The organism is Microvirga sp. 2MCAF35, assembly GCF_052115545.1.
Classification (GTDB): domain Bacteria; phylum Pseudomonadota; class Alphaproteobacteria; order Rhizobiales; family Beijerinckiaceae; genus Microvirga.
The window spans coordinates 53052-75996 of sequence record NZ_JBFRGW010000013.1; the positions used below are offsets into that span (position 1 = coordinate 53052).

21 protein-coding genes are annotated in these 22945 nt (G+C 63.3%); 9 read left to right on the top strand and 12 right to left on the bottom strand.

From position 1 onward, the window contains the following. The first annotated feature begins 34 nt into the window (after positions 1 to 34). The 3 genes from AB4097_RS09070 to AB4097_RS09080 all read left to right on the top strand — a co-directional run bounded on the left by AB4097_RS09070 (position 35) and on the right by AB4097_RS09080 (position 4495). A complete protein-coding gene (locus tag AB4097_RS09070; RefSeq protein WP_442038644.1) occupies positions 35 to 1081 on the top strand; it encodes an ABC transporter substrate-binding protein in 1047 nt (348 codons plus the stop codon). 112 nt (positions 1082 to 1193) lie between these two features. Continuing rightward, the gene (locus AB4097_RS09075; RefSeq protein WP_442038646.1) at positions 1194 to 3383 is read left to right on the top strand and encodes an ABC transporter permease; all 2190 of its coding nucleotides are present in this window, start codon (positions 1194 to 1196) and stop codon (positions 3381 to 3383) included. 5 nt (positions 3384 to 3388) lie between these two features. Beyond that, on the top strand, positions 3389 to 4495 hold the full coding sequence (locus AB4097_RS09080) for an ABC transporter ATP-binding protein (RefSeq protein ID WP_442038714.1): 1107 nt from the start codon (positions 3389 to 3391) through the stop codon (positions 4493 to 4495). 5 nt (positions 4496 to 4500) lie between these two features. Here AB4097_RS09080 and AB4097_RS09085 read toward each other — a convergent pair whose 3' ends face one another. Beyond that, positions 4501 to 5268: an ion transporter gene (locus tag AB4097_RS09085; protein WP_442038648.1), complete on the bottom strand. Its 768-nt coding sequence runs from the start codon at positions 5266 to 5268 to the stop codon at positions 4501 to 4503. A gap of 179 nt (positions 5269 to 5447) precedes the next feature. Here AB4097_RS09085 and AB4097_RS09090 point away from each other — a divergent pair, with 179 nt between their 5' ends. Beyond that, a complete protein-coding gene (locus tag AB4097_RS09090) occupies positions 5448 to 6116 on the top strand; it encodes an HAD family hydrolase (RefSeq protein ID WP_442038650.1) in 669 nt (222 codons plus the stop codon). On the opposite strand, the gene AB4097_RS09095 is transcribed toward AB4097_RS09090, so the two are convergent. Continuing rightward, complete coding sequence (locus AB4097_RS09095; RefSeq protein ID WP_442038652.1) at positions 6113 to 6523, bottom strand: winged helix-turn-helix transcriptional regulator; 411 nt, start codon at positions 6521 to 6523, stop codon at positions 6113 to 6115. The two genes, AB4097_RS09090 and AB4097_RS09095, sit on opposite strands and share 4 nt — an antisense overlap. A 103-nt stretch (positions 6524 to 6626) precedes the next feature. Between AB4097_RS09095 and AB4097_RS09100 the strand changes: the two genes are divergently transcribed. Then, positions 6627 to 7223, top strand: coding sequence for an NADPH-dependent FMN reductase (locus AB4097_RS09100; RefSeq protein ID WP_442038653.1), 597 nt, complete (start codon positions 6627 to 6629; stop codon positions 7221 to 7223). 74 nt (positions 7224 to 7297) lie between these two features. Here AB4097_RS09100 and AB4097_RS09105 read toward each other — a convergent pair whose 3' ends face one another. From AB4097_RS09105 to AB4097_RS09125, 5 genes are all read right to left on the bottom strand, one after another. After that, the gene (locus AB4097_RS09105) at positions 7298 to 8461 is read right to left on the bottom strand and encodes an iron-containing alcohol dehydrogenase (protein WP_442038655.1); all 1164 of its coding nucleotides are present in this window, start codon (positions 8459 to 8461) and stop codon (positions 7298 to 7300) included. A gap of 11 nt (positions 8462 to 8472) precedes the next feature. Beyond that, entirely contained in the window at positions 8473 to 9864 is a 1392-nt protein-coding gene (locus tag AB4097_RS09110) for an aldehyde dehydrogenase family protein (protein WP_442038657.1), read from the bottom strand. A 72-nt stretch (positions 9865 to 9936) separates the two neighbouring features. Next, on the bottom strand, positions 9937 to 11307 hold the full coding sequence (locus tag AB4097_RS09115) for a glutamine synthetase family protein (RefSeq protein ID WP_442038659.1): 1371 nt from the start codon (positions 11305 to 11307) through the stop codon (positions 9937 to 9939). 167 nt (positions 11308 to 11474) lie between these two features. Continuing rightward, the gene (locus tag AB4097_RS09120; protein ID WP_442038661.1) at positions 11475 to 13010 is read right to left on the bottom strand and encodes an amino acid permease; all 1536 of its coding nucleotides are present in this window, start codon (positions 13008 to 13010) and stop codon (positions 11475 to 11477) included. Between the two features lie 178 nt (positions 13011 to 13188). After that, complete coding sequence (locus AB4097_RS09125; protein WP_442038663.1) at positions 13189 to 13977, bottom strand: N-formylglutamate amidohydrolase; 789 nt, start codon at positions 13975 to 13977, stop codon at positions 13189 to 13191. Positions 13978 to 14115: 138 nt separating this feature from the next. On the opposite strand from AB4097_RS09125, the gene AB4097_RS09130 reads away from it, so the two are divergent. Both AB4097_RS09130 and AB4097_RS09135 read left to right on the top strand, forming a co-directional pair. After that, positions 14116 to 14976, top strand: coding sequence for a MurR/RpiR family transcriptional regulator (locus AB4097_RS09130; RefSeq protein ID WP_442038665.1), 861 nt, complete (start codon positions 14116 to 14118; stop codon positions 14974 to 14976). Between the two features lie 151 nt (positions 14977 to 15127). Beyond that, positions 15128 to 17158: a hypothetical protein gene (locus AB4097_RS09135; RefSeq protein WP_442038667.1), complete on the top strand. Its 2031-nt coding sequence runs from the start codon at positions 15128 to 15130 to the stop codon at positions 17156 to 17158. A 257-nt stretch (positions 17159 to 17415) separates the two neighbouring features. Here the strand turns inward: AB4097_RS09135 and AB4097_RS09140 are convergent, their stop codons facing one another. Then, the gene (locus tag AB4097_RS09140; protein ID WP_442038669.1) at positions 17416 to 18465 is read right to left on the bottom strand and encodes an AbrB family transcriptional regulator; all 1050 of its coding nucleotides are present in this window, start codon (positions 18463 to 18465) and stop codon (positions 17416 to 17418) included. Between the two features lie 162 nt (positions 18466 to 18627). Here AB4097_RS09140 and AB4097_RS09145 point away from each other — a divergent pair, with 162 nt between their 5' ends. Then, entirely contained in the window at positions 18628 to 19092 is a 465-nt protein-coding gene (locus AB4097_RS09145; protein ID WP_442038716.1) for an RbsD/FucU family protein, read from the top strand. A gap of 14 nt (positions 19093 to 19106) precedes the next feature. On the opposite strand, the gene AB4097_RS09150 is transcribed toward AB4097_RS09145, so the two are convergent. The 4 genes from AB4097_RS09150 to AB4097_RS09165 all read right to left on the bottom strand — a co-directional run bounded on the left by AB4097_RS09150 (position 19107) and on the right by AB4097_RS09165 (position 21930). Continuing rightward, positions 19107 to 20309: a pyridoxal phosphate-dependent aminotransferase gene (locus AB4097_RS09150; RefSeq protein WP_442038671.1), complete on the bottom strand. Its 1203-nt coding sequence runs from the start codon at positions 20307 to 20309 to the stop codon at positions 19107 to 19109. 159 nt (positions 20310 to 20468) lie between these two features. Continuing rightward, positions 20469 to 20903, bottom strand: coding sequence for a large conductance mechanosensitive channel protein MscL (gene mscL / locus AB4097_RS09155; RefSeq protein WP_442038673.1), 435 nt, complete (start codon positions 20901 to 20903; stop codon positions 20469 to 20471). Between the two features lie 54 nt (positions 20904 to 20957). Beyond that, on the bottom strand, positions 20958 to 21485 hold the full coding sequence (locus AB4097_RS09160) for a VOC family protein (protein WP_442038674.1): 528 nt from the start codon (positions 21483 to 21485) through the stop codon (positions 20958 to 20960). 10 nt (positions 21486 to 21495) lie between these two features. Beyond that, positions 21496 to 21930, bottom strand: a complete 435-nt coding sequence (locus AB4097_RS09165) for a DoxX family protein (protein ID WP_442038676.1) — start codon at positions 21928 to 21930, stop codon at positions 21496 to 21498. A gap of 100 nt (positions 21931 to 22030) precedes the next feature. Between AB4097_RS09165 and AB4097_RS09170 the strand changes: the two genes are divergently transcribed. After that, positions 22031 to 22945 (top strand): LysR family transcriptional regulator, encoded by a 915-nt coding sequence (locus AB4097_RS09170; protein ID WP_442038678.1) that lies wholly within the window; start codon positions 22031 to 22033, stop codon positions 22943 to 22945.

Genomic DNA, 22945 nt, shown 5'->3' on the forward strand with positions numbered 1-22945 from the left:
ACCAATAAGAAGAACGACACCTTCGGAGGAAAGTATGAACATGAAGAAGAATCTCGTTGCGGCAACCATGCTGGCAGGCACCATGACGGCTCTGTCCTTCATGTCTGCAGGCGTGGCCCAGGCGCAGGGCGCGCTGGTCATGTATTGCGGCGTGCAGGAAGAATGGTGCCGTGCCATGACGACCGCGTTCGAGCGCGAGACGGGCATCAAGGTTTCCATGACCCGCAAGAGCGCAGGCGAAGTCTATGCCCAGGTCAAGGCGGAAGCCGCCAATCCCCGCGCCGACATCTGGTGGGGCGGCACGGGCGACCCGCACATGCAGGCAGCGGAAGAAGGCATCACCGACGAATACAAGTCGCCGAAGATGGGTGAGCTTCAGGACTGGGCCGTGCGCCAGTGGGAGCAGTCCAAGGGCCGCACGGTCGGCATCTATTCCGGCGCGCTCGGCTTCGGCTACAACACCGAACTCGCCCAATCGAAGAAGATCGGCGAGCCGAAATGCTGGGCGGATCTCCTGAAGCCCGAGCTGAAGGACGAAGTGCAGGTCGCGGATCCCAACTCCTCCGGCACCGCCTACACGCTTCTCGCCACCATCGTGCAGATCATGGGCGAGGACAAAGGCTTCGAATACCTCAAGGCCCTGCACAAGAACGTCAATCAATACACCAAGTCGGGCGCGGCTCCGGCCAAGGCCATGGCGCTCGGCGAGACGACCGCCGGCATCGCCTTCATGCATGACATCGTCACGATGGTCGTCGACAAGGCGCCCGTGAAGGTGGTGGCTCCCTGCGAGGGCACGGGCTACGAGATCGGCTCCATGTCGATCATCAAGGGCGCCAAGAACCTGGACAACGCCAAGAAGTTCTACGACTGGGCTCTGACCGCCGATGCGCAGAAGCTCGGCGCGGAAGCCAAGTCGTATCAGGTGCCGTCGAACAAGAGCACGCCGATTCCGCCTCAGTCTCCCAAGCTCAACGACATCAAGTTGATCAATTTCGACTTCGCGAAATACGGCTCCTCGGCCGAACGTAAGCGCCTCCTGTCCAAGTGGGACAACGAGGTGAAGAACCTGCCGAAATAGTCGATCTCAAGACAAGCGACGGCGAAGCGGCTCTCCGCTTCGCCGTCGCGCATCGAAATCCTGATCATATGAGGGCCGGGCATTGGATCTGGCCTTGAAGCGAGAACAGAAGATGTCACGGGCAACCCTTGGCTGGATCGTTCTGGGCTGGGTCGGCTTTGCCCTCCTGCCCTGGTACGGCTTCGACCGTAACGCCGTCCTCACCCTGGCCGATTATTTCGTCAGCGGCTCGGCCCTGATCCATGGTCTCAAGGGTGTGTGGTGGCTCCTGCCGATCCTGGCGCCCCTGTGCCTGGCCTTGGTTCCAGTGATCCGTCCATCGCTGGAAGCCAAGGGCAACTGGCTCATTGCCTCGGGGGTTCTCGGCCTTGCTCTGATCGTCCTCCAGGGCTTCTCCATCGGCCTCAACGGATGGACGGTGGATATCCTTCGACACCTCTTCGGCGAGCCAGGTCCCAGCCAGGCGGGTATGGGTTATGGCGCCGCCCTGACGGCGACCGCGTTCCTCATCATCCTTTGTCACGGCCTTGCGGCCCATGGCTGGTGCCGGGGCGATGCGTTCGTCACCTCGTCCATCGGTGTCGTCATCGCGTTGATCGTCGTCTTCGTCTTCTTCCCGGTCTCGACCATCCTGGCGAGCGCCTTTGCCGACAACGACGGCAATTTCGCCCCTTACGAATTCGTCGCGAAATTCCTGGATCGCTCGATCTGGGGCCTGGATTGCGTAACGGGCGACTTGCGCTGCGGCGTGGCGTGGAACACGCTCTTTCTCGGGCTTCTCGTAGGCGTCGGCACCACGGCTCTGGGTCTTGCCTTCGCGTTGATCGCAACGCGCACTGAATTCCGCTTCAAGAAGCTCCTGCGCCTGATGAGCGTTCTGCCCATCATCACGCCGCCTTTCGTGATCGGCCTGGCCCTGATCCTGCTCTTCGGTCGCTCGGGAGCCCTCTCGGCCGTGCTGTGGGAGTGGTTCGGCGTGCCGCGCTCGCGCTGGATCTACGGGCTTCCCGGCGTCTTCATCGCGCAGCTGCTCGCCTTCACGCCGATTGCGTTCCTTGTTCTCATCGGCGTGGTGCAGGGCATCAGCCCCACGCTCGAGGAAGCCTCGCAGACCTTGCGCGCCAAGAGCTGGACGACCTTCTGGACCGTGACGCTGCCGCTCATGCGTCCGGGTCTCGCCAACGCCTTTCTCCTCGGCTTTGTGGAAAGCCTCGCCGATTTCGGCAATCCGCTGGTGCTCGGCGGCAATTATGAAGTGCTCTCCACCAAGATCTTCTTTGCCGTCGTGGGCGCGCAGCAGGACCAGGGGCGCGCGGCCGTTCTGTCCATTATCCTGCTCGCGTTCACGCTCGGCGCCTTTTGGCTCCAGCACGCCTGGCTCGGCAAGAAGGTCTACACGACCGTCACCGGCAAGGGCGACGCCGGCATTCCCCTGCCGCTTCCGCGGCGGGTGGCGCTCGCCTCCTATCTCACGGCCCTGCCCTGGGCGATCTTCACCGTCGCCGTCTATGCGATCATCGTGGTCGGCGCCTTCGTGCGTTCCATGGGCCGGGACTACACGCCGACCTTGGAGCATTTCGTCACCGCATTCCGGGTCGAGCGCGCCGATTGGGGATTCTACTTCTCGGGATCCGCCTGGAACTCCTTCTTCGCTACCGTGAAGGTGGCCGCGCTCTCGGCCCCGCTGACGGCGGCCATCGGCCTGCTCACCGCCTACCTTCTCACCCGCCAACGCTTCTCCGGTCAGCGTGCCTTCGAGTTCGGCACGCTTCTGAGCTTTGCGATTCCCGGAACCGTCGTGGGCGTGTCGTATATTCTGGCCTTCAACGTGCCGCCCATCGAGATCACCGGAACGGGCTTCATCCTCGTGATGTGCTTCGTGTTCCGCAACATGCCGGTGGGTGTGCGTTCGGGCATCGCAACCTTGAGCCAGATCGACAAGAGCCTCGACGAGGCCTCGCTGACCCTGGGGGCCCGCTCGTCGACCACCATGCGCCGCGTGGTTCTGCCGCTGCTGCGGCCGGCCATCGTCGCCTCCCTGGTCTATTCCTTCGTCCGCGCCATGACCGCCGTGAGCGCCGTGATCTTCCTGGTCACTGCCGAGTACAACATGGCGACGACCTATATCGTCGGTCGTGTCGAAGCCGGCGAGTTCGGCCTTGCGATCGCCTATTCCACCGTGCTCATCCTCGTCATGCTGGTCGCCATAGCGGTGATCCAGCTGGCCGTCGGCGAGCGGCGCCTCGGGCGCCGCAGCGCGAGCACTGCCTCCCCCCCCGTTGCCGTGCAGGCTGTCCCATGAACAAGATGTCTTCCGTCCACTCCATGTCCCGGCCCGGGACGTCCAAGAAGCAGGCGGCTTCGGTTCAGTTCCGCAACGTGACGAAACGCTATGGCAACGTCACGGCGGTGGACGACGTCTCCTTCACCATCGAGCCGGGCCAGCTCGTGACCCTGCTCGGCCCCTCCGGCTGCGGCAAGACCACGACCCTGCGCATGATCGCAGGGCTCGAGATGGCGAGCGAAGGCCAGATCCTAATCGGCGGGCGCGACGTGACGAACCTCTCCGCCGCGGATCGCGATGTAAGCATGGTGTTCCAGTCCTACGCTCTCTTCCCGCACATGTCGGTGCTGGAGAACGTGGCTTATGGACCTTCCGTGCAGGGCGCCTCGAAGAAGGACGCCTACGATATGGCCATGGAGAAACTGTCCCTGATCGGCCTCAAGGGCCTCGAGAAGCGTGCGCCGTCCGAGTTGTCCGGCGGGCAGCAGCAGCGCGTGGCCGTGGCCCGCGCCCTCGTGCTGGAACCGCAGGTTCTCCTGTTCGACGAGCCCTTGTCCAATCTCGACGCCAAATTGCGGCGGCGCGTCCGGGAGGATATCCGCGAGCTGCAGCAGAGCCTCAACCTCACCGTGGCCTACGTGACGCACGATCAGGAGGAGGCGCTCGCCGTATCCGACCACATCATCGTGATGTCGAATGCGCGCATCGCCCAGACCGGCACCCCGCGCGAGCTCTACGAGGAGCCGGCCGACCTGTTCGTGGCCGACTTCATCGGCGACGCCAACATCATCTCCGGCGATCTCGTGAGCGTTGCCGGCACGACGGCCCAGGTGAATATCGGCAATGTGAGCCTCCAGCTCCCACACAGGAATGCCCGCCAAGGCACCGTCAAGCTCGCCGTGCGTCCCGATGCCATCTTCCTCGACGAGACGGCGGCCACGTCCGGCGCACTGGCCGGCACGGTGCGGAAGGCCTCCTATCTCGGCACCCAGGTGGAATACGAGGTGGACAGCGCCATCGGAAACCTGTTCGTGGTTCAATACGGGCGCAAGGAACCGATCGTTCCGGGAACTCCGGTGTCGATTTCGTTCGAGACCCAGCGCGGCGTCGCCATCATTCCGAACGCGTAACGCCTTCAGATCGCCCCTTCGTCCGGAATGTTCAGGACCGTGCCGCAGGCCTTGCAGTGAACGGCATCCCTGTCGTGCCGTTGCAGGGCGCAGACGGGGCACGGAAAGCGCACCTTGTCGGGACGTAGCAGGACCTGCACGAGACGCAGGAAAAGCGTGACGCCGAAGATCATGATGACGACGGAAATCAGGTGCCCCAGCGTCCCCGTCAGCGTGATGTCGCCGAAGCCGGTGGTGGTCAGCGCCGCAATGGTGAAATACAGCGCATCGATGTAGTTGCCGATATTCGTGTTCGTCCAGCGCTGCGTCTCGTAGACGAAACCGGTCATGACGAAGATGAAGACGCCGAGATTGACGGAAGCGATGATGAGATCTTCGTTGCGCCGGAAGAAGACGCTGTCAGACCGCAGGCGGGCGAGAAGCTGATAGGTTCTCAGCAGGCGAACCGTGCGCAGAATCCGCAGGAACCCGATGCCCTCTCCGACGACAGGGGCGAGAAAGGACACGATGGCCGCGACGTCCGCCAGTGTCGTCGGATGGGCCAAGTCCCGCCAGGGCGTCCGGCTGATGACGATCTGGGCTCCAAAATCGGCCAGAACGATCAGGCCGATGATCACGTCCATCCACTCGAAGGCCGGGGAGCGCGGCAGGAAGGACGTGACGACGATGAACAGGATCGTTACCACGTCAAAGATCAGAAGACCGTAACGGAACTGATGCGCCTGAGCCGTGTCGCCCTCATAGAGAAGCCGGAGCCTGTCGATCACCTGCATCGGAACATCTCGTCGATGAGGCAGGAAAGGATGCGAACCATCGGTGGGATCACGCTTTATACAGTTTCATTGGTCTTCGATTATCTATAGAGCTGGGCTGCAATTCCAACGGGGTGCCTTCCAGAGTGAAGCGGTCTATTCCTTGGCCCCGAGGCCCGACATTCTTGAGAGACGTTCCCATGCTCAAAGCACTGATCTTCGATATGGATGGAACATTGGTGCACAGCGATCCCGTGCATCTGGAAGCCTTTGCCGAAGTCCTGAAGGACCAGGGCGTCTCGATCACCGAGGAGGTCTATCGCTCCAAGATCATCGGGCGCACCAACGAGGCGATCTTCGCGACGCTCCTGCCCCATCTCCCGGCCGAGCAACAGGAAGTCTATGCGGAAGAGAAAGAGGCCACGTTCCGCCGCATGGCCCAGAATCTCCGGCCGCTGGAGGGCCTTCTTGACCTGCTGGACTGGGCGGAGGCACGCGGCATCAAGATCGCTCTCGTCACCAATGCACCCCGTCTCAACGCGGATCACATGCTGGAGGTGCTGGGGCTGGCCGGGCGATTCAAGATTGAGATTACGATCGATCAGGTCGAGCGCGGCAAACCTGATCCCCTACCCTATCTCACGGCGATCGAGCAGCTCGGCATCCAGGCCGATGAGGCCATCGCATTCGAGGATTCCCCGTCGGGCATGAGGGCCGCCAAGGCGGCGGGCCTGTTTTCCTTCGGTGTCCTGACGGGCCTCAGCGCCGACGAGATGTGGGAGATCGGCGCCGACGGGGCCATCGTGACCTTTCACGACCGAGCCCTTTGGGAGATCCTGGAGCACAGGGCTGCGCCACAAGCGTCTTAGGCCGCGTCCGACTGCCGAAGATTGTCCTTCGTTTCCGAACCGGGCTCGTCGGCATCGAAGCGGCGCCGTGCCGCCAGAATTTCCTGCCGATTTGCGATCGCCCACTCGCCCAGGCCCCTGACAGTCTTGAGCAGGGAGCAACCCAGACCTGTGAGCTGGTAATCCACCCGGGGCGGAATCGTCGGGTAGACGGTGCGCGTCACGAGCCCGTCACGCTCCAATCCGCGCAAGGTCAGGGTGAGCATCCGCTGCGAGATTCCGCTGACGATCCGGCGTAACTCATTGAATCTCCTAGGTCCCTCACCGAGCTGGACCACCACCTGGACGCTCCACTTGTCGCCGACGCGCGACAGGATCTCGGTCACGGTCCCGCAATCGGTGGGCACATGAATGTGACTGGGTGACATGGAAGTGCCTCCTTGCGCGATGCTCCGGAAGTTACTTAATGAGCCTCGGTTACAAACCGGAACTTAAGGGTTCCGGCCTTCGAATGCAAACCAAGGACATGTCATGAAGCCCAAGCTTCACATCATCATCGGCAGCACCCGTCCCGGCCGGATCGGTCCAAGCGTCGCCCAATGGTTCAGCGAGTATACCGCCGAGCACGGCAAGTTTGAGCCGGTTCTGGTCGACTTGGCGTCGTTCAACCTACCGGTCTTCGACGAGCCCGAGCACCCGATGAAGCAGAACTACCATCACGCTCATACCAAGGCTTGGGCCGCGAGCGTCGGCTCCGCCGATGCCTTCGTGTTCGTGACGCCGGAGTACAACTATGCTCCGCCTCCGGCTCTCGTGAACGCGCTCAACTACCTGTCCCGCGAGTGGAACTACGCCCCTGCCGGCTTCGTCAGCTATGGCGGCATCTCGGGCGGCCTGCGCTCGGTCCAGGCCGCGAAGCAGATCGTCACGACCTTGAAGATGATGCCGATTCCGGAAGGCGTGCCCATGCCGATGGTGTTCCAGAACCTGGACGAGAACGGCACTCTCAATGCGCCCGACATCTACAAGACCTCGGCAGCCGCGATGCTGGACGAACTCTTCCGCTGGACGGAAGCCCTCAAGTCGCTCCGTGCCGAACGCAAGACGCCTCTGAAGGCTGCGGCTTAACCAACGGAAGCCCGACCAGATCAAAAGGCACCGCTGTTCGTCACAGCGGTGCCTTTGTTATTAGGACGCGACGATCAGAGGCGTCCGGCCAGCGCATCCTCGAAGAGCCTGCGGGAACTCTCCTTGGTGATCGGGACCGGATTTCCGCCTGCGGTGGGATCGTTCGGCGCCATTTCCGACATCTCGTCGAAACGGGCGGCATCGACCTTCAGGCCTTCCAGCGTATGCGGCACGCCGAGATCCTTGCGCAGCTGCAGCACCCAGTCGAGGAAGGCCTGGAATGATGGCTGAAGGCCGATATAGGCGGCGAGACGCTCGATCCGCTCCTCGATGGCCTTGCGGTTATAGACCAGCACATAGGGCATGAAGACCGCATTGGTCAGGCCGTGATGCGTATCGTACAGTGCACCGGTCGGGTGCGAAAGCGCATGGATCGCGCCTAAGCCCTTCTGGAACGCCGTCGCCCCCATGGCGGCCGCCGACATCATCTGTGCGCGCGCCTCGATGTCCCTGCCGTCCTTATAGGCACGGGGCAGGTATTCCTTCACGAGGCGGATGCCCTCGACCGCGATGCCGTCCGCCATCGGATGATAACCCGGCGCACAATAGGCTTCGATGCAATGCGCCAGCGCATCGAGGCCCGTGCCGGCCGTGATGTGCGGCGGCATGCCCACCGTGAGCTCCGGATCGCAGATCACGATCTTCGGCATCATGAGCGGATGGAAGATCACCTTCTTGGTGTGCGTCGCCTCCTGGGTGATCACGCCGGCGCGTCCCACCTCGGAGCCCGTGCCCGCCGTGGTCGGCACGGCGATGATCGGCTGGATTCCTTTTGGGTCCGCGCGGGTCCACCAATCGCCGATATCCTCGAAATCCCACATTGGCCGGGTCTGGCCGGCCATGAAGGCGATGACCTTGCCGGCATCGAGCGCCGAGCCGCCGCCGAAGGCCACGACGCCGTCATGCTTGCCGGATCGCAGAACCTCGAGCCCCTTGTAGACATTGGTCTCGACCGGGTTCGGCTTGATGTCCGAGAAGATCGCGGCCCTGAGACCGGCAGAGATCAGCTGGTCGAGCGCAGCCTTCGTCATCGGCTGCGTCGCCAGGAAGGGATCCGTCACGATGAGCGGCGCCGACATGCCGACGGCCTTGCAGGCCTCGGCCAGTTCCGCGATGCGGCCTGCGCCGAAGCGCACGGCTGTGGGGTAGTTCCAGTTGGAGCGGGGAGACGTGGTCATGATGCTTTCAATCAGATCTGACGGAGGTGGTAGGATTTCGGGCGAGTCAGCGACTCGTAGGCCAGACGCGACAGGCTCGCGCCCCGGCCGGTATCCTTCACGCCCGTCCAGGCGAGCGCGGGATCGAGGTAGTCGCAGCGGTTCATGAAGACGGTGCCGGTCTCGAGCTTTTCGCCGATGGCTTCGGCGGCATCCACGTCGGAGGTCCAGATCGCAGCGGAGAGACCGTAAGGCGAGTCGTTCATCAGGCGGATCGCCTCCTCGTCGCCCTTCACCTTCATGATGCCGACGGTCGGGCCGAAGCTTTCCTCGCGCATCACGCTCATGGAATGATCCACATGGGTGAGCACCTGCGGGGCGAGATAGGCCGTATTGCCGCCATCGGCCAGGAACTTCTTCGCGTCGATATGCGCCTTCGCGCCTTTCGCCACGGCTTCGGCATTCTGCCCGCGCACGAGATCGGCAAAGCGCTTATGCGCCATTGGTCCGAGCGTGGTCGCCTCCTCCAGCGGGTTGCCGAGCACGTATTTATTCACGAGGTCGACAGCCCCTTCGACGAAGCGGTCGTAATGCTTTTCGTGGACATAGATTCGCTCGATGCCGCAGCAGCACTGGCCGGAATTGAAGAACGCACCATCGACGAGGTTCTCGATGGCGTGATCGATATTCGCATCCTCGCGCACATAAGCCGGATCCTTGCCGCCGAGCTCGAGGCCCAGCGACGTGAAGGTGCCGGCCGCAGCGCGCTCGATGGCGCGACCGCCGCCGACTGATCCGGTGAAGTTGCAGTGGTCGACGAGGCGGCCGCCGAGGATGCGGCTCGTCTGGTCGTGGCTGAGATACAGGTTCTGGAACAGCCCCTTTGGCAGGCCGGCGCGGTCCATGGCCATCTGGAAGCGCTCGCCGGCGAGCACCGTCTGCGACGCGTGCTTCAGCAGCATCGCATTGCCGGCCATGAGCGCCGGCACGATGGTGTTGATCGCCGTGAGGTAGGGATAGTTCCAGGGCGCGATGACGAGAACGAGGCCTACGGGCTCGCGCTTGATCATGCGCCGGAAGCCCGCCTTCTCGTCATCGGCCGGAATGGACTGCAGGCTCTTTTCCGCAATCGAGATCATATAGCGCGCGCGCTCCTCGACCCCGCGGAACTCGCCGCCATAGCGCACCGGACGGCCCATCTGCTGGGCGATTTCCGGCACCACTTCCTGGTTCATGGCGAGCAGCGCATCGAGGAAGGCGAAGACCTTGGCGGCGCGCTCAGGCACCGGCACGTTGCGCCACGCCTTCTGCGCATCACGGGCAGCCGTGATCGCCGCGTCGATGGCGGCCTCGGTCATGATGGGGCGGCGGACGAGCTCGCTCCCGTCGATGGGGGAAATGCAGACGATATCGGTATCAGCCATGATATGATGTCCGAAAGACCATGGCTCGTGAGGACCATGGCCTTCTCCTGTGCTTGTGTCTGATTAAGTCTTTTAGATGATCTCGAAGTAACGGGCGAGCTGCCAATCCGTAATGGCCTTGCGGGCTTCCCTCTCCTCCCATTCGCGGGTGGCCGCGTAATGATCGACGAAGGTATCGCCGAAGAGCTGGCGGGCCGCCTGCGAGCCCTTCAGGCGCTCGGCGGCCTCACCCAGGGAACGCGGCAGGGCTCGCTCCTTCGGGTGCTCCACCGCATAGGCATTGCCCGCGATCGGCTCGCCGGGGTCGGTCCGGTTCTCGATGCCCCACAGGCCAGAGCCGATGGCGGCCGCGAGCGCGATATACGGGTTGATGTCGGCAGCGGCGACCCGATACTCCACGCGCTGCGATTTCTCGGAACCCGGAATGACGCGCAGAGCCGTGGTGCGGTTCTCCACGCCCCAGGCGGAATCGGTCGGCGCCCAGAACCCGGGAATGAGCCGCGTGTAGCTGTTCACCGTGCAGGCCACCATGGCGAGGATTTCGGGCATCAGCTGCTGCTGACCGCCGACGAACCAGCGCATGGTCTCCGACATGTTGTGCTTGGCGTTTGCATCGTAGAACGCGCCCTTGCCGGTTCGAAGATCGCGCAGGGAGGCGTGCAGATGGCCGGACTGACCGGGCCAGTCGCGCGACCATTTCGCCATGAAGGTGGCCATCCAGCCGCGACGCTGCGCGAGGATCTTGGTATAGGTCTTGAACAGGGCCGCCTTGTCGGCCGCCTTCAACGCGTCGTCGACGCGGATCGCGGCTTCCAGAACGCCCGGGCCGGTCTCGGTATGCAGGCCCTCGATCTCGAAATCCATCCTGTTCGCAAGGTCGAGAAGCTCGTGATAGAAATCCGCATGAACACCTGAGCGCAGCACCGAATAACCGAAGAAGCCCGGCGTGATGTTCTTCAGATCGCGATAGTTCTTTTCCCGCACGGAATGTGGGGTTTCCTCGAACAGGAAGAACTCGAACTCGGCTGCGGCCGAGACGGCAAAGCCCATGTCCTCCGCCTTCTTCAGCACGCGGCGCAGCACGCCGCGCGGACAGGCGGCCTCCGCATAGCCGTCGAACTCGGCGAGAAAGAACGGCAGGTCGTTCTCGAAGGGGATGAGCCGCATCGTTTCCGGCAGGATCCGCACCGACGCATCCGGATAAGCAGTGTGCCAGCCGGTGAGCTTCGTGTTGTCGTAGAGCTGATCGTTGGAGTCCCAGCCCAGAACCACGTCGCAGAAGCCGAAGCCCTTCTCGAGAGCGGATTCGAACTTGTCGCGGGCCATGTACTTGCCGCGCATGATGCCGTCGACGTCGACGACCCCGACCTTCACGAAGGGCAGATCGCGGCTGCGGACATATTCGGCGGCCTCGGCGGCATTCTTGATCTTGGGAGCGTCCATACGAAATACCTTGAGCAGGAAGGGAGGGAGCGCGGCTGCCGCGCTCCCCTGGGTTCGTTCGAGCATCGGACCCAAAAGCGGACTTGCACTTTCGGGATTGATCCGATGCTCAATCCCTTAAGCGGCGCATCGTGCGGAAAACCGGATCCACTTTTCCGCACGATGCGCTAGTACGTCTTGTATTCCGCCTCGCCCTTGGTGAGAGCGAACTCTTCCTCCGGCGAGAGGATGAGCTTGTGGCGCCCGATGATCAGGAAGTAGGCCATCATCACGGCATAGTAGATGGCCACGCCGATGACGGCCGTCTGGAACACCGAGTCGGTGAGCTGGAAGTAGAGCGTCACCGCTGCGATGACCATGCAGATGACAGCGCCTGCGATGCCGAAGGGGCTCCGGTAAGGCCGGTGCAGGCTTGGGAACTTCCTCTTCAGGACAATGTAGGACATGCCCTGCATGAAGTAGGCCAGCATCGCGCCGGCGACCGCCATGTTGAGCAGCGTGCCGCCGATGACGGTGGCACCCGCCTCGGCACCACGGGCGAACCAGATGATCAGCATCACCAGGAGGCCGAGCACCGCACCCGCGATCAGCGCCACGTGCGGCGTCTTTCGCTCGCCGTGTGTGACCGACAGGAAGCTCGGGAAGTACCCAGCCCGCGAGAGCGAGTAGATCTGCCGCCCGAAGGCGAAGATGATGGTGTGGAACGAGGCAATCAGCCCGATCACCGCGACCGCCGCCAGAATCTTGGCGATGTCCGTCCCGAACAAGGTGCGGAAGCCGTCGAGCAGCGGCTCGCCGGACTTGCCCAAGCCTGCGGCGCCGGGTGCGATCCCCGTGTTCAGGAAGAGCACGAGGAACGCGGAAGCGATCAGGGTCAAGATGCCGGCGATGATGCCCTTGGGCATGTCCTTCTGCGGATCGTGCGATTCCTCGGCCGCGAGCGGCAGCTGCTCGATGGCGAGAAAGAGCCAGACCGCGAAGGGCAAGGACGACAGGATGCTGCCCACGCCCATGGGCAGGAACGGGCCGTTGCCGTTTGGCAGCTCCGCTCCGTCAGGACCGATGTTCAGCGCCCAGCGCGAGAAATCGAACTGGCCGGAGAGCAGCACCGACACGTAGAAGAAGGCGAGCACCGCGAGCGCCGCAAGCGTCACCCCGACGGTGACCTTGAACGAGAGCTCGACGCCGATGATGTTGAGGCCGACGAACAGGGCGTAGCATAGGACCCAGTAGACCGGCTGGAAGGCCGGCGACGTATCGAAGATCGCCGACAGGTACGAGCTGATGAAGAACACGATCACGGCCGGGGTGAGCACGAACTCGATGTTCTCCGCGATGCCCGTGATGTAGCCCGCCCAGGGCCCCATGGAGGTGCGCGCGAACGAGTAGGCGCCGCCCGTATGGGGCAGGGCCGGCGACATCTCGGCGAGCGAGAAGGTGAGGCCCAGATACATGATGGCGATGATGATGGTCGCGAAGAACATCGCGCCGAAACCGTTGGTGAGGCCCAGGTTCCATCCGGAATAATGGCCCGAGATCACCGCCCCGACGCCGAGCGCCCAGAGCGACCAGACGCGGGCATGGCGCTTCAGGCGCCGCGCCTCGAAATAGCTTTCATCCACCGTGGTATAGGTAATGCCGGCGGCGCTCTGTGCTCCGGCCGGCGGAGCGTGCACTCCTGTACTTCCTTGTCCGACTGACATCGAGTTGATCCTCCAAGAAGTTCTGCCTTTCGGGTCACGGCACGCTCTGCGCCGCCCCCGTCATCAGAGCATCGGACCCAAAAGTGGATTTGCACTTTTGGGATCCATCCGATGCTCTTCTTCTCAAGCGGCGCATCGTTCTCTGCGGAAAACCGGATCCACTTTTCCGCACGATGCGCTAGAGCGTCCGTGCCCCCTCCCTCAAAAGCGGCGCCAGACGGCGAGCCCACGACGCCTGTTCGTCTTGTGTGCGAATCAGGTCGTTGCGGATTTCGATCATCAGCGGAGGAAGGCCGCGCCTCTCGGCGTGGCGTTCGAGGGTGTGGAACACCCGATCCGCCGGTGAATAGGGTTCGTTCATGCCGACGACGAGCGCCGGATCCTGCTTCAACCCGGCCTCGACGCTGCGCGCATAGCGCTCGTCACGATTGAAGATCAGGCCGATCTGCCAGGGCCGCGGGACATTCCGGTAGACCGGCGTGAACGAATGGATGGAGACGACGGCGTCCAGCTGTCCTGCCGCCTTGCGGGCGTCCGCGAAAGTCTCGATCGCACCGTGAAACGCATCGTAGACCTCGCGCACGCGGATCGCCCGTTCCGTCTCGGTGAGATCGAGATTGCCAGGGATCGTGGTGTGCTCGCTGAGCGTCCAGATCGAGTCCGGCGCCGACGGCTCCCGATTGAGATCGAGGACGAGGCGCGAGACGGTGGCGTGGATGAGCGGCGCATCGAGCAGGCGCGCCAGTTCCTTGGCCACGCCGAGCGCCCCGGGATCCCAGGCGATATGGCTTTCCAGTTCGGCAGGCCCCAGCCCCAGGGTGCCATAGCGGGCCGGCAGGTGGTTGGAGGCATGTTCGCAGATGAACAGGATCCGCGAGTCTCCTTGCGGGTTCTCGATGACGGCAACCGGCGCCGCCGCCTGCGCGGCGGATTCCTGACCGACTGCCGTCCGACTCGCATGCGCCATGCGGCCCTCCGTTGCCTGCTGGATGCAGGTCGTCACCCTCGTTTGAACGCTTGGTACGTTTCTTGGTGATTTTTATTCTATGAAATTTTTGGTACAGCTTTCGGCAACCGTCAAGGTGGGGAATTGAAACTTTGGAACATGAAAACTGACAGCGCCATTCCGCCCAGCCTGGCCGAACGCATCCGCCTCGACATGGACGGATTCACGCCCAGCGAGAAGAAGGCCGCCCATCTGCTGCTCAGCCATTATCCCTTTGCGGGCCTCGATACGGTGGCCGGGTTCGCGTCCCGGGCCGGGATTTCCGCTCCATCGGCATTACGCTTCGTCATCCGCCTGGGCTTCAGCGGTTTTCCGGAGTTCCAGAAGCACCTGCGCGAGGAATTGGAAGCCCAGCTGCTCTCCCCGCTGGCCAAGGCGAGCCCCTCCGACAAGGGTCAAGGCGCCCCTGCCCTGGCCTCCTTTGCCGAAGCGGTGATCGGGAATTTGCGAGCCACGGTGGAGAACATCGCCCCGGCCGAGTTCGACGCGGTCGTCGCCCTGCTCGGCGACCCGCGCCGGCGGATCCATTTCACGGGCGGACGCTTCACCGGGGCACTGGCGCGCTACGCCGAAAGCCATCTGCGCATCGTGCGCAGCCGTGTGAACTTCATCGAAGGGCAGCCAGTCCTCTGGCGCGACCGGATGATCGAGATCGGCAAGAAGGACGTGATCGTCGCCTTCGACATCCGCCGTTACCAGGAGGACGTGACGGCCCTTTGCGAGACGGCCGCGAAGCAGGGGGCGACCGTCGTTCTTCTGACCGATCCCTGGCTCTCGCCCATCGCCCGCGTCGCCCGCCACGTCCTGCCGGCCCATATCGTGGCGCCGTCGAACTGGGATTCCTCGGCGGGCCTTCTCCTTCTGACCGAAGCGCTCCTCGCGGCGGTCACCAAGCACCTGTGGGAGACCGCCAAGCCGCGCATGGAGGCGGTCGAGCGGTTAAGGGGCGAGAAGCCGTAGGGCATCGTGCTCGTCCGCACGGCCGCGGTGGAGAAAAACGGACCCGCTTTTCCAAGTTCCCAAGGCCTGGGATCCGCCGGCATCCCGGTGCCGGCTATCGACAAACAGCGTCAGTAATTGTAATTATATCTCGTTACAAAAAGGCCATGTCATGTCGCCATCTCTGACCGTTCAGTCCGTCCGTGTGATCACTGTCCGTGACACCACCACGCGTCTTTCCCCCAGCGGAACGGGCGGAGCCAGCTACAACCCCGTGCTGAGCCCGGATGGGAAATTCATGATCTTCACGAGCACAGCGCGCCTGACATCGGACGACCTTGACAATGCTCCGGATGTTTACATGAAGGATCTCGTTCACGGCACGTTGACCAACCTTTCAGCGCGTGGAACGACAACCGGGTACACGTCTCCGGGCGCGTTCAGCCCGAATGGGGAGTATATTCTTCTCACAAGCGATATTCCGTTGACGACTGACGATGTCAACCAATCGCTGGATGTCTACCTGCGTGACTCTCAAGGCAATCTCGCATTGCTATCGAGCGGACAGCCAGGGGAAGGCTCTGTCGATTGGGGGTTGAGCCCTGACGGGAGATCCGTCCTGGTTTTCAGCTCTGCCAAACTGACGCAGGACGATAACAACACCACCAACGACCTGTACCTCAAAGTCATTGGAGGGGACATGGTCCGCCTGACGCCGGATCAGCTTGAATCCGGTCCATCGGTCGTTCACATGATCGATGCTCAATTCAGCCCGGACGGACAGTCTGTCGTCTTCGTCACCAATGGCCGATTCGCAGCAAGCGATACGAACTCCAATAATGACGTTTATCTGCGAGACGGTAGCGGCAATGTCATTTGCCTGACTGCCGGCGCCATGCAGACAGGCGATAGCGATGCCGCTCGATTCAGCCCGGACGGGAGATCGGTTCTCGTCAGGACGAAAGCCAAGCTCACCGCCGACGACACTGATACCGCGTCCACAGACCTCTATCTTGTAGACCTCGCCAGCGGCGCGAAGACGCTTCTGTCAGGAGGTGGCCTATCGGAAGGAGACAGCGGAAGAGCGCAATTCAGTCCGGATGGCAAACAGGTGGTCTTCGAAAGCAATGCCCGCCTGACCAGCGACGATACTGACAACGACACTGATATCTATCTCGTCGACTTGGCGAGCGGCGCGAAGATGCTTCTGTCAGGAGGGGATATATCGCGAGGAGCCAGCGGAAGGGCGCAATTCAGTCCAGACGGCAAGCAGGTGATGTTCGAAAGCGATGCCCGCCTGACCAGCGACGACACGAATGAAGCGACTGACATTTACCTGAAGGATCTCGTCAGCGGTGCGCTTACTCGCATCTCATCGGACGGGTCGTTCGCGGACGATAGTGGTAGTGCGCAGTTCAGCCCGGACGGGAGATCGATCATATTCGAAAGCAATGCTCGTATTGCGGACGACGACCGCAACAACCTCGAGGACATCTATCTCACGAACATCGCCCTGAAAATGATCGAAGGGCGCTTCCTGGAGACAAGCTTTTTCGTCGGCAATGCCTCTGCTGTCAGCATCGCGTGGGGTGATGGGACATTTGAGAGCGCGACACCGGCCGGTGGCAGCGTGTCCTTTCAGCACATCTATGCCATCAGAGGCCAGAAATCCGCCACGGTAACGATTCAGGAAGGAGCGCAAACACTCGTTGCGCCCTACGTGATCGATTTGGTCAATGGCCAGATGAGCCGTAGCGCACTCGCGTCGACGCTCAGCGGCGCGCAGGGCCACGATACTCTCGTTGGCGATGAAACGGCCAATATTCTCATGGGCTATATAGGGAAAGATACACTTACGGGCGGTGCCGGTCAGGACGTCTTCATGTTCGACGCCAAGCTGGCGAAGACAAACAAGCTCAACAAGAAGCAGAACCTCGACAAGATCACCGACTTCGTGGTGGCCGACGACACGATCCATTTGAAGAAGAGCGTGTTCTCGAAGATCAAGAAGACAGGCGTGCTCAAGAAGGGCGAGTTCTACATCGGCGCCAAGGCGCACGACCGCGACGATCAGGTGATCTACAACAAGAAGACCGGCGCGCTGTTCTACGATGCCGACGGCACCGGCGTCAAGGAGGCGATCCAGTTCGCCACGCTGTCGAAGAACCTCAAGCTCACCCACCTCGACTTCTTCGTCGTCTGAGGAAGCGGGGTCGCAAGCAGGATGCGGTGCGGAACCGCTGCACCGTCATCCTCGCGCAGGCGAGGATCCATAAACGCCGTCTTGGCAGAATGAAGAACCGTCAGGGGTTATGGTTCCCGGGGTCCGCTGCGCGGCCCAGTCGAAGAGAATTCACGATCAGGCGCAGCGCGTATGGGTGGACCTCTTCCTTTTCTCGCGTCGCTCGCCGGGGATGATCGTGGGGCGTGGCCCTTCGGGTCCGAGCGATCCGCTTGCCTCTACTCGGCAGCCTCCGGCTGTCCCCGCTGCAGCCAGCCGATGAGGAACGGCAGGATCAGTCCGATCCCCAGGAAACGGACGAGGTGGTGGATGCCCACATAGAGCGGGTCGAGCCCGAGGATCAGGGCCAGCACGGTCATGGCCTCCAGACCGCCCGGCGCGAAGGCCACGAGACCGTTGGCGAAGCTGACCCCGGCGAGCCAGGCGGCCACGCTGGCGAAGAGGGCGGCCACCACCATGCCGACCGTGAAGGAGCCGAGCGCGGACACGAGCGCTCGCCGGAGGGTCGAGCGCTGGAGATTGCGGAACCGGTCGGCGATGAAGAGCCCGATCAGCACGAGGCCGCCCGTGGCGATCACCGGGGGGATGACGCCGGTCACGAACTCGGTGCCGTGGCTGACGGAGCTGACGATTGTGGCGCCGAGCAGGATCGGCGCGGCGACCTTCAGCCGCTTGAACACCGTCCCCAGAACAAGTCCGCCGAGCAGGATGAAGGCCATGCCGTCCGGGCTCTCGATGGGAAGTCCTGCGCCGACCAGCGCACCCGTGTTGCCCCCTCCTCCGGTCATCACGACAAGGCTCGGCAGCAGGGCGATCAGCACGAAGAGCCGGAAGTTCTGCACGATGGCGATGGCGGCCACCTCCGCCTTGCGGTCGGCCGCGACGGCCAGAACGGTGGACAGCGCACCAGGGACGGAGGCCAGCACCGCATCGGCCTTGCGCCAGCCCGACATGCGCACGAGCCAGGCGCTCGATGTGGCGGAAATCGCCACGACGCCGAGGATCAGCAGGATGAGGCTGCCCGGGTAGCGCCCCATGGCCTCGATGGCGGCGGGCGTCACCGCCGCGCCCATGGCGGCGCCGGAGGTCAGCATGGCGGCATCGGCCAGCGCCTTCGGCAGGGGCACGGCCCAGCCGGTCAGGCCCCAGAGCGTGGCCGCGATGGCGGAACCGGACAGCCATGCGGCCGGAACGCCGAGCCAGTAGAAGACGAGCCCGCCGAGAGCGGCAACCAGGATCTGGATGAGATGGGCAAGGACGAGACGCATCACAGTCCAGCTCAATGGACGGCGTTTGCGCCAACGTCAAATGCCCAGGATGCGCGGATGCCATGCGGCCAAGGTCTGCCGAGACATATCGATCCAAGCTGGACATTGCATGGCGTTCGAAAGCCTGCTCACATGCGCATCAATCAACGGATGGAGGAAACGGTGCTGCACGGAATCGACCCGGCCCTCAATGCGGATCTATTGTATGTGCTCCAGGCCATGGGGCACGGGGACGATCTCGTGATCTGCGATGCCAATTTTCCCGCCGATTCCATCGCGCGCCAGACCGCCTACGGCCGTGTGATCCGCATGGACAATATCGGCTCGCCGCGAGCCATCCGCGCTGTCCTCTCCCTGATGCCCCTCGACAGCTTCGTCGAACATCCCGCAGAGCGCATGGAGGTGGTCGGCAATCCCGAGGACCTTCCGGCCATCCAGCAGGAGGCTCAAAGAGAGATCGATGCGGTCGCGGCCCGCGATGCTGGGCGCGACAGCTGGCCGATGGCCTCGGTCGAACGTTTCGCGTTCTATGAGCGTGCCAAGCAGGCCTACGCCATCGTGGCGACGGGCGAGCGCCGCTTCTACGGCTGCTTCATCCTCAAGAAGGGTGTGATCCCGCCTCCATAGACGGGCTGCTCTCTTCAGGCCACCAACCTCGGCAGCGCTTCGCTGATGCGGCGGACCGCCTCCTCCACGTCCTCTTGCTTGCGCAGGTAGCAGAGACGCAGGTACCCCTCGCCCGCGTCTCCGAAGGCGGAGCCCGGCGCGAGGCCGACATTGGCCTCGTCGATGAGCCGGAAGGCGATGTCCTTCGCGTTGGTCGCGCCCTTGATCTTCAGGAACGCGTAGAAGGCGCCGCTCGGCGGCGGCAGCTCCACGAGGCCGGTTTCCGCAAGGCGTCCGACCACTTCGCGGCCGTAGCGGGCCTTGGCGATCTGGTCGGCCAGGAATTCCTCGCCCTGCTCGATGGCCGCCACGCCCGCGCGCTGGATGAAGACCGGCGTGCCGGAGGTCTGGTACTGCACGAGGTTCTCGATCACCTGCCCGAGGGAGGGCGAGGCCTCCAGCCAGCCGAGGCGCCAGCCGGTCATCGCCCAATTCTTCGAGAACGTCTGGACGAAAATGACCTTGTCCTCCGGCTCCATCACATCGCGGAAGGACGGCGTGCGCCCGTCGACCGTCAGCGCCGGATCGTGGACGAAGCGGCCATAGATCTCGTCCGCCACGATCCAGAGCCCATGCCGCCGGGCGAGGTCGAGCGCGGCGCGCAGGTCCGCATGGGTCGCAACCCAGCCGGTGGGATTGGACGGCGAGTTGATGACGAGCACGCGGGTGCGCGGCGTGATCGCCTTCTCGAGCCGTCCGAAGTCGAGATGCCAGCCCTTGCCATCGATCGTCATCGGCACGGCGACGGGACGTGCGCCGGCAATCGTGATCGCACCGGCGAAGTTCGGCCAGGCGGGCGTGGGGATCAGAACCTCGTCGCCGTTGCCGGCCAGCATGCGGAAGGCGATCTGCATCGCCGGCATGCCGCCGGAGGTCACGAAGAACCGCTCCGGATCGAAGGCCTTGCCATAAACCCGCTCATGGTAGCCGGCGATGGCCTGGCGGAGTTCGGGGATGCCGCGCTGATAGGTGTAGAAGGTCTCGCCCTTCGCGAGCGACTGGGCCGCGGCTTCGCAGATGAAGGACGGCGTCGGCAGGTCGCCCTCGCCCACCCAGAGCGGGATGATGCCGGGCTTCAGCCGGCCATAGCTGAACACATCGACGATCCCGCTCGTCGGCGCCTGCTCCGCCTCCGGGCGCAGGTTGAGAACGGACGGAATCGACACGGACATATTCATGGGAGATTTCCTTGGAGACCGGCGAACAGGGATGACCCGTTCGCCCGCTCAAGGCAAGTCCGGAATAGGTCTCATGACAAAAGACGAAGGATCCGATCGAAACCTGTGATCATTCTCAAAGCCCTCATCCCAAGGAGGTGGTAGCTTTATGAGCCGACCTCAGATCGTCCGGCCCGTCTTCAGGAGATCGCGGATTTCCGTCAGCAGCTTCACGTCGGCCGGGATTTCAGCCGGCTTCTCGGCCGTGCCTGTCTTGGCGTCCTCCGTGCGGCGCAGGCGGTTCATGCCCTTGACCAGAAGGAAGAGGACCCATGCGATGATAATGAAGTTGATGACGACCGTGATGAAGTTGCCCCAACCGAGCACGGCGCCCTGCTTCTTGGCCTCCTCGAGCGCCGTCGCCGTGACGTTGCCCGACAGGGTCGTGAAGTAGTTCGAGAAGTCGAGGCCGCCTGTCACGGCCCCGATGATGGGCATGAAAATGTCGCCGACGAGGGAATCCACGATCCTGCCGAAGGCGACACCGATGATGATGCCGATGGCGAGATCGACTACATTGCCGCGCAGGGCGAATTGCTTGAACTCGTTCCACATGACCGGACCTCTTTGCTTACCCCTAAGCTTAAGCTGTCCGGCCTGAGAATTTCGTCAAGCCTCGCGGGCGGAAAGCAGTTCCTGCAGGTCGAGGCGCTCCGTGACCATGGCAAGCTCGCCATTGGCGGTTCTCGGCCACTGGTCCTCCGGCCGGTCGACATAGAGTTCGATGCCGTTGCCGTCGGGATCGCTCAGGTAAAGCGCCTCGCTCACGCCGTGATCGCTCGCACCCTGCAGGGGAATGCCAGCCTGGGCCAGCCGGTAGAGCGCATCGGCAAGAGCTGCCCGCGTCGGGTAGAGGATCGCCACATGGTAGAGCCCCGTCGTGCCGGGAGGCGGCGGGGAGCCACCCCGGCTCTCCCAGGTGTTCAGGCCGATGTGGTGATGGTAGCCGCCCGCCGACACGAAGGCCGCCTGGGTGCCGTAGCGCTGGATCAGCTCGAAACCGAGCACGCCGCAATAGAAGGCGAGCGCCCGATCGAGATCCGCCACCTTCAGGTGAACATGTCCGATCCTGACGCCGGGATCGATGGGACGTGCCGCCGGAACTCCGGCAGCATCATGGGGAATGGGTTTGACCATGGGACGTGCCTCAGGCTGAACGCGTGGACAACACGGGGGCAGTCTTGGCCGACCCGGTCCGCACCGCAAGGGCGCCGTCGCCCAGGAGAGCCTGCGCCACGAGCGCCGCGATCCAGAACGCGAGATATTCCCAGCCGCCATTCGGATTGTTGAAGAAGAAGCCTGCCGGGCCGTGGACGAACGCGATGGCGCCGAGCAGGATCGGGATCAGGGCCAGGGAGACCCAGCGGGTGTAAAGGCCCAGGAGAAGGGCGATGCCACCGGCCGTCTCGGCCGCGATGGTCAGGTAGGCCAGGGCCGGAGGCAGGCCGAGGCTGCCGAAGAACTGGGCCGCGCCGGCCGGCGTGAACACGAAGACCTTGAGGCCGGCATGGGCGAGAAAGACGAGGCCGAGCGTGATGCGCAGGATCAGGGCGGCATAGGGAGCAGTACGGGTATCGATCATGGAAGATCTCCTAAATGAGCTTCTCATATGATCTCAAACCTCTGATGTGATAAGACCGTAATTGGAATATCACTTCACACTTTTAGAGTGAGGTCATCACATGCTCGATCGCGTCACCGGGATGCAGGTCTTCGTCCGTGTCGCCACGCTCGGCAGCTTTTCGGCGGCGGCAAGGGCTCTCCATCTCTCGCAGACCATGGTGACGAAGCACGTGGCGGCCATTGAGGAACGGCTCGGCGTCAAGCTGCTGCACCGGTCCACCCGCAAGCTGGTGCTGACCGAGGAGGGCCGGGCCTACCTCGCGGCCTGCGAGCGCATCCTCGCCGAGATCGAGGAGGCGGAGGCCTCCGCAAGCCTCGACCGTATCGAGCCTCGTGGCACGCTGCGGCTGAACGTTCCCCTCACCTTCGGCTTCCGGCAGGTCGTCCCGGCGCTTGCGGAGTTCAGCCGGCTTTACCCCGCCGTGTCCTTCGACCTGGGGCTCGCGGACCGCTATGTCGACCTCATCGAGGAAGGATGGGATCTGGCGATCCGGATCGGACGCCTGAAGGATTCGAGCCTCGTGGCACGGCGGCTCGCCGCCTGCCGGACCATGGTCTGCGCCTCGCCGGCCTACCTGAAGGACCATGGTACCCCACGGAGCCTGGAGGATCTCGCCGGGCACAATTGCCTCGGCTATACCCTGCCGAGCGCCATCGGGGCGAGCCGCTGGACCTTCGGGCTCGACGGCGAGTTATCGGTGCCGATCCAGGGCAATCTGCGGGCCAATAACGGCGATGCCCTCCTGGCTGCGGCCGTTGCGGGACAAGGATTGATCTACCAGCCCACCTTCATCGTCGGCGACAGCCTGCGCGACGGCAGCCTCGTTCCGGTCCTGACCGCCTATCCGACCTACGAACCCGCCATCCATGCGGTCCTGCCTTCGGGTCGGCAGGCTCCGGCCAAGGTCCGCGCCTTCGTGGCGTTCCTGGCCGGACGCTTCGGCCCCGAGCCGGAATGGGACCGGGGCCTGTGA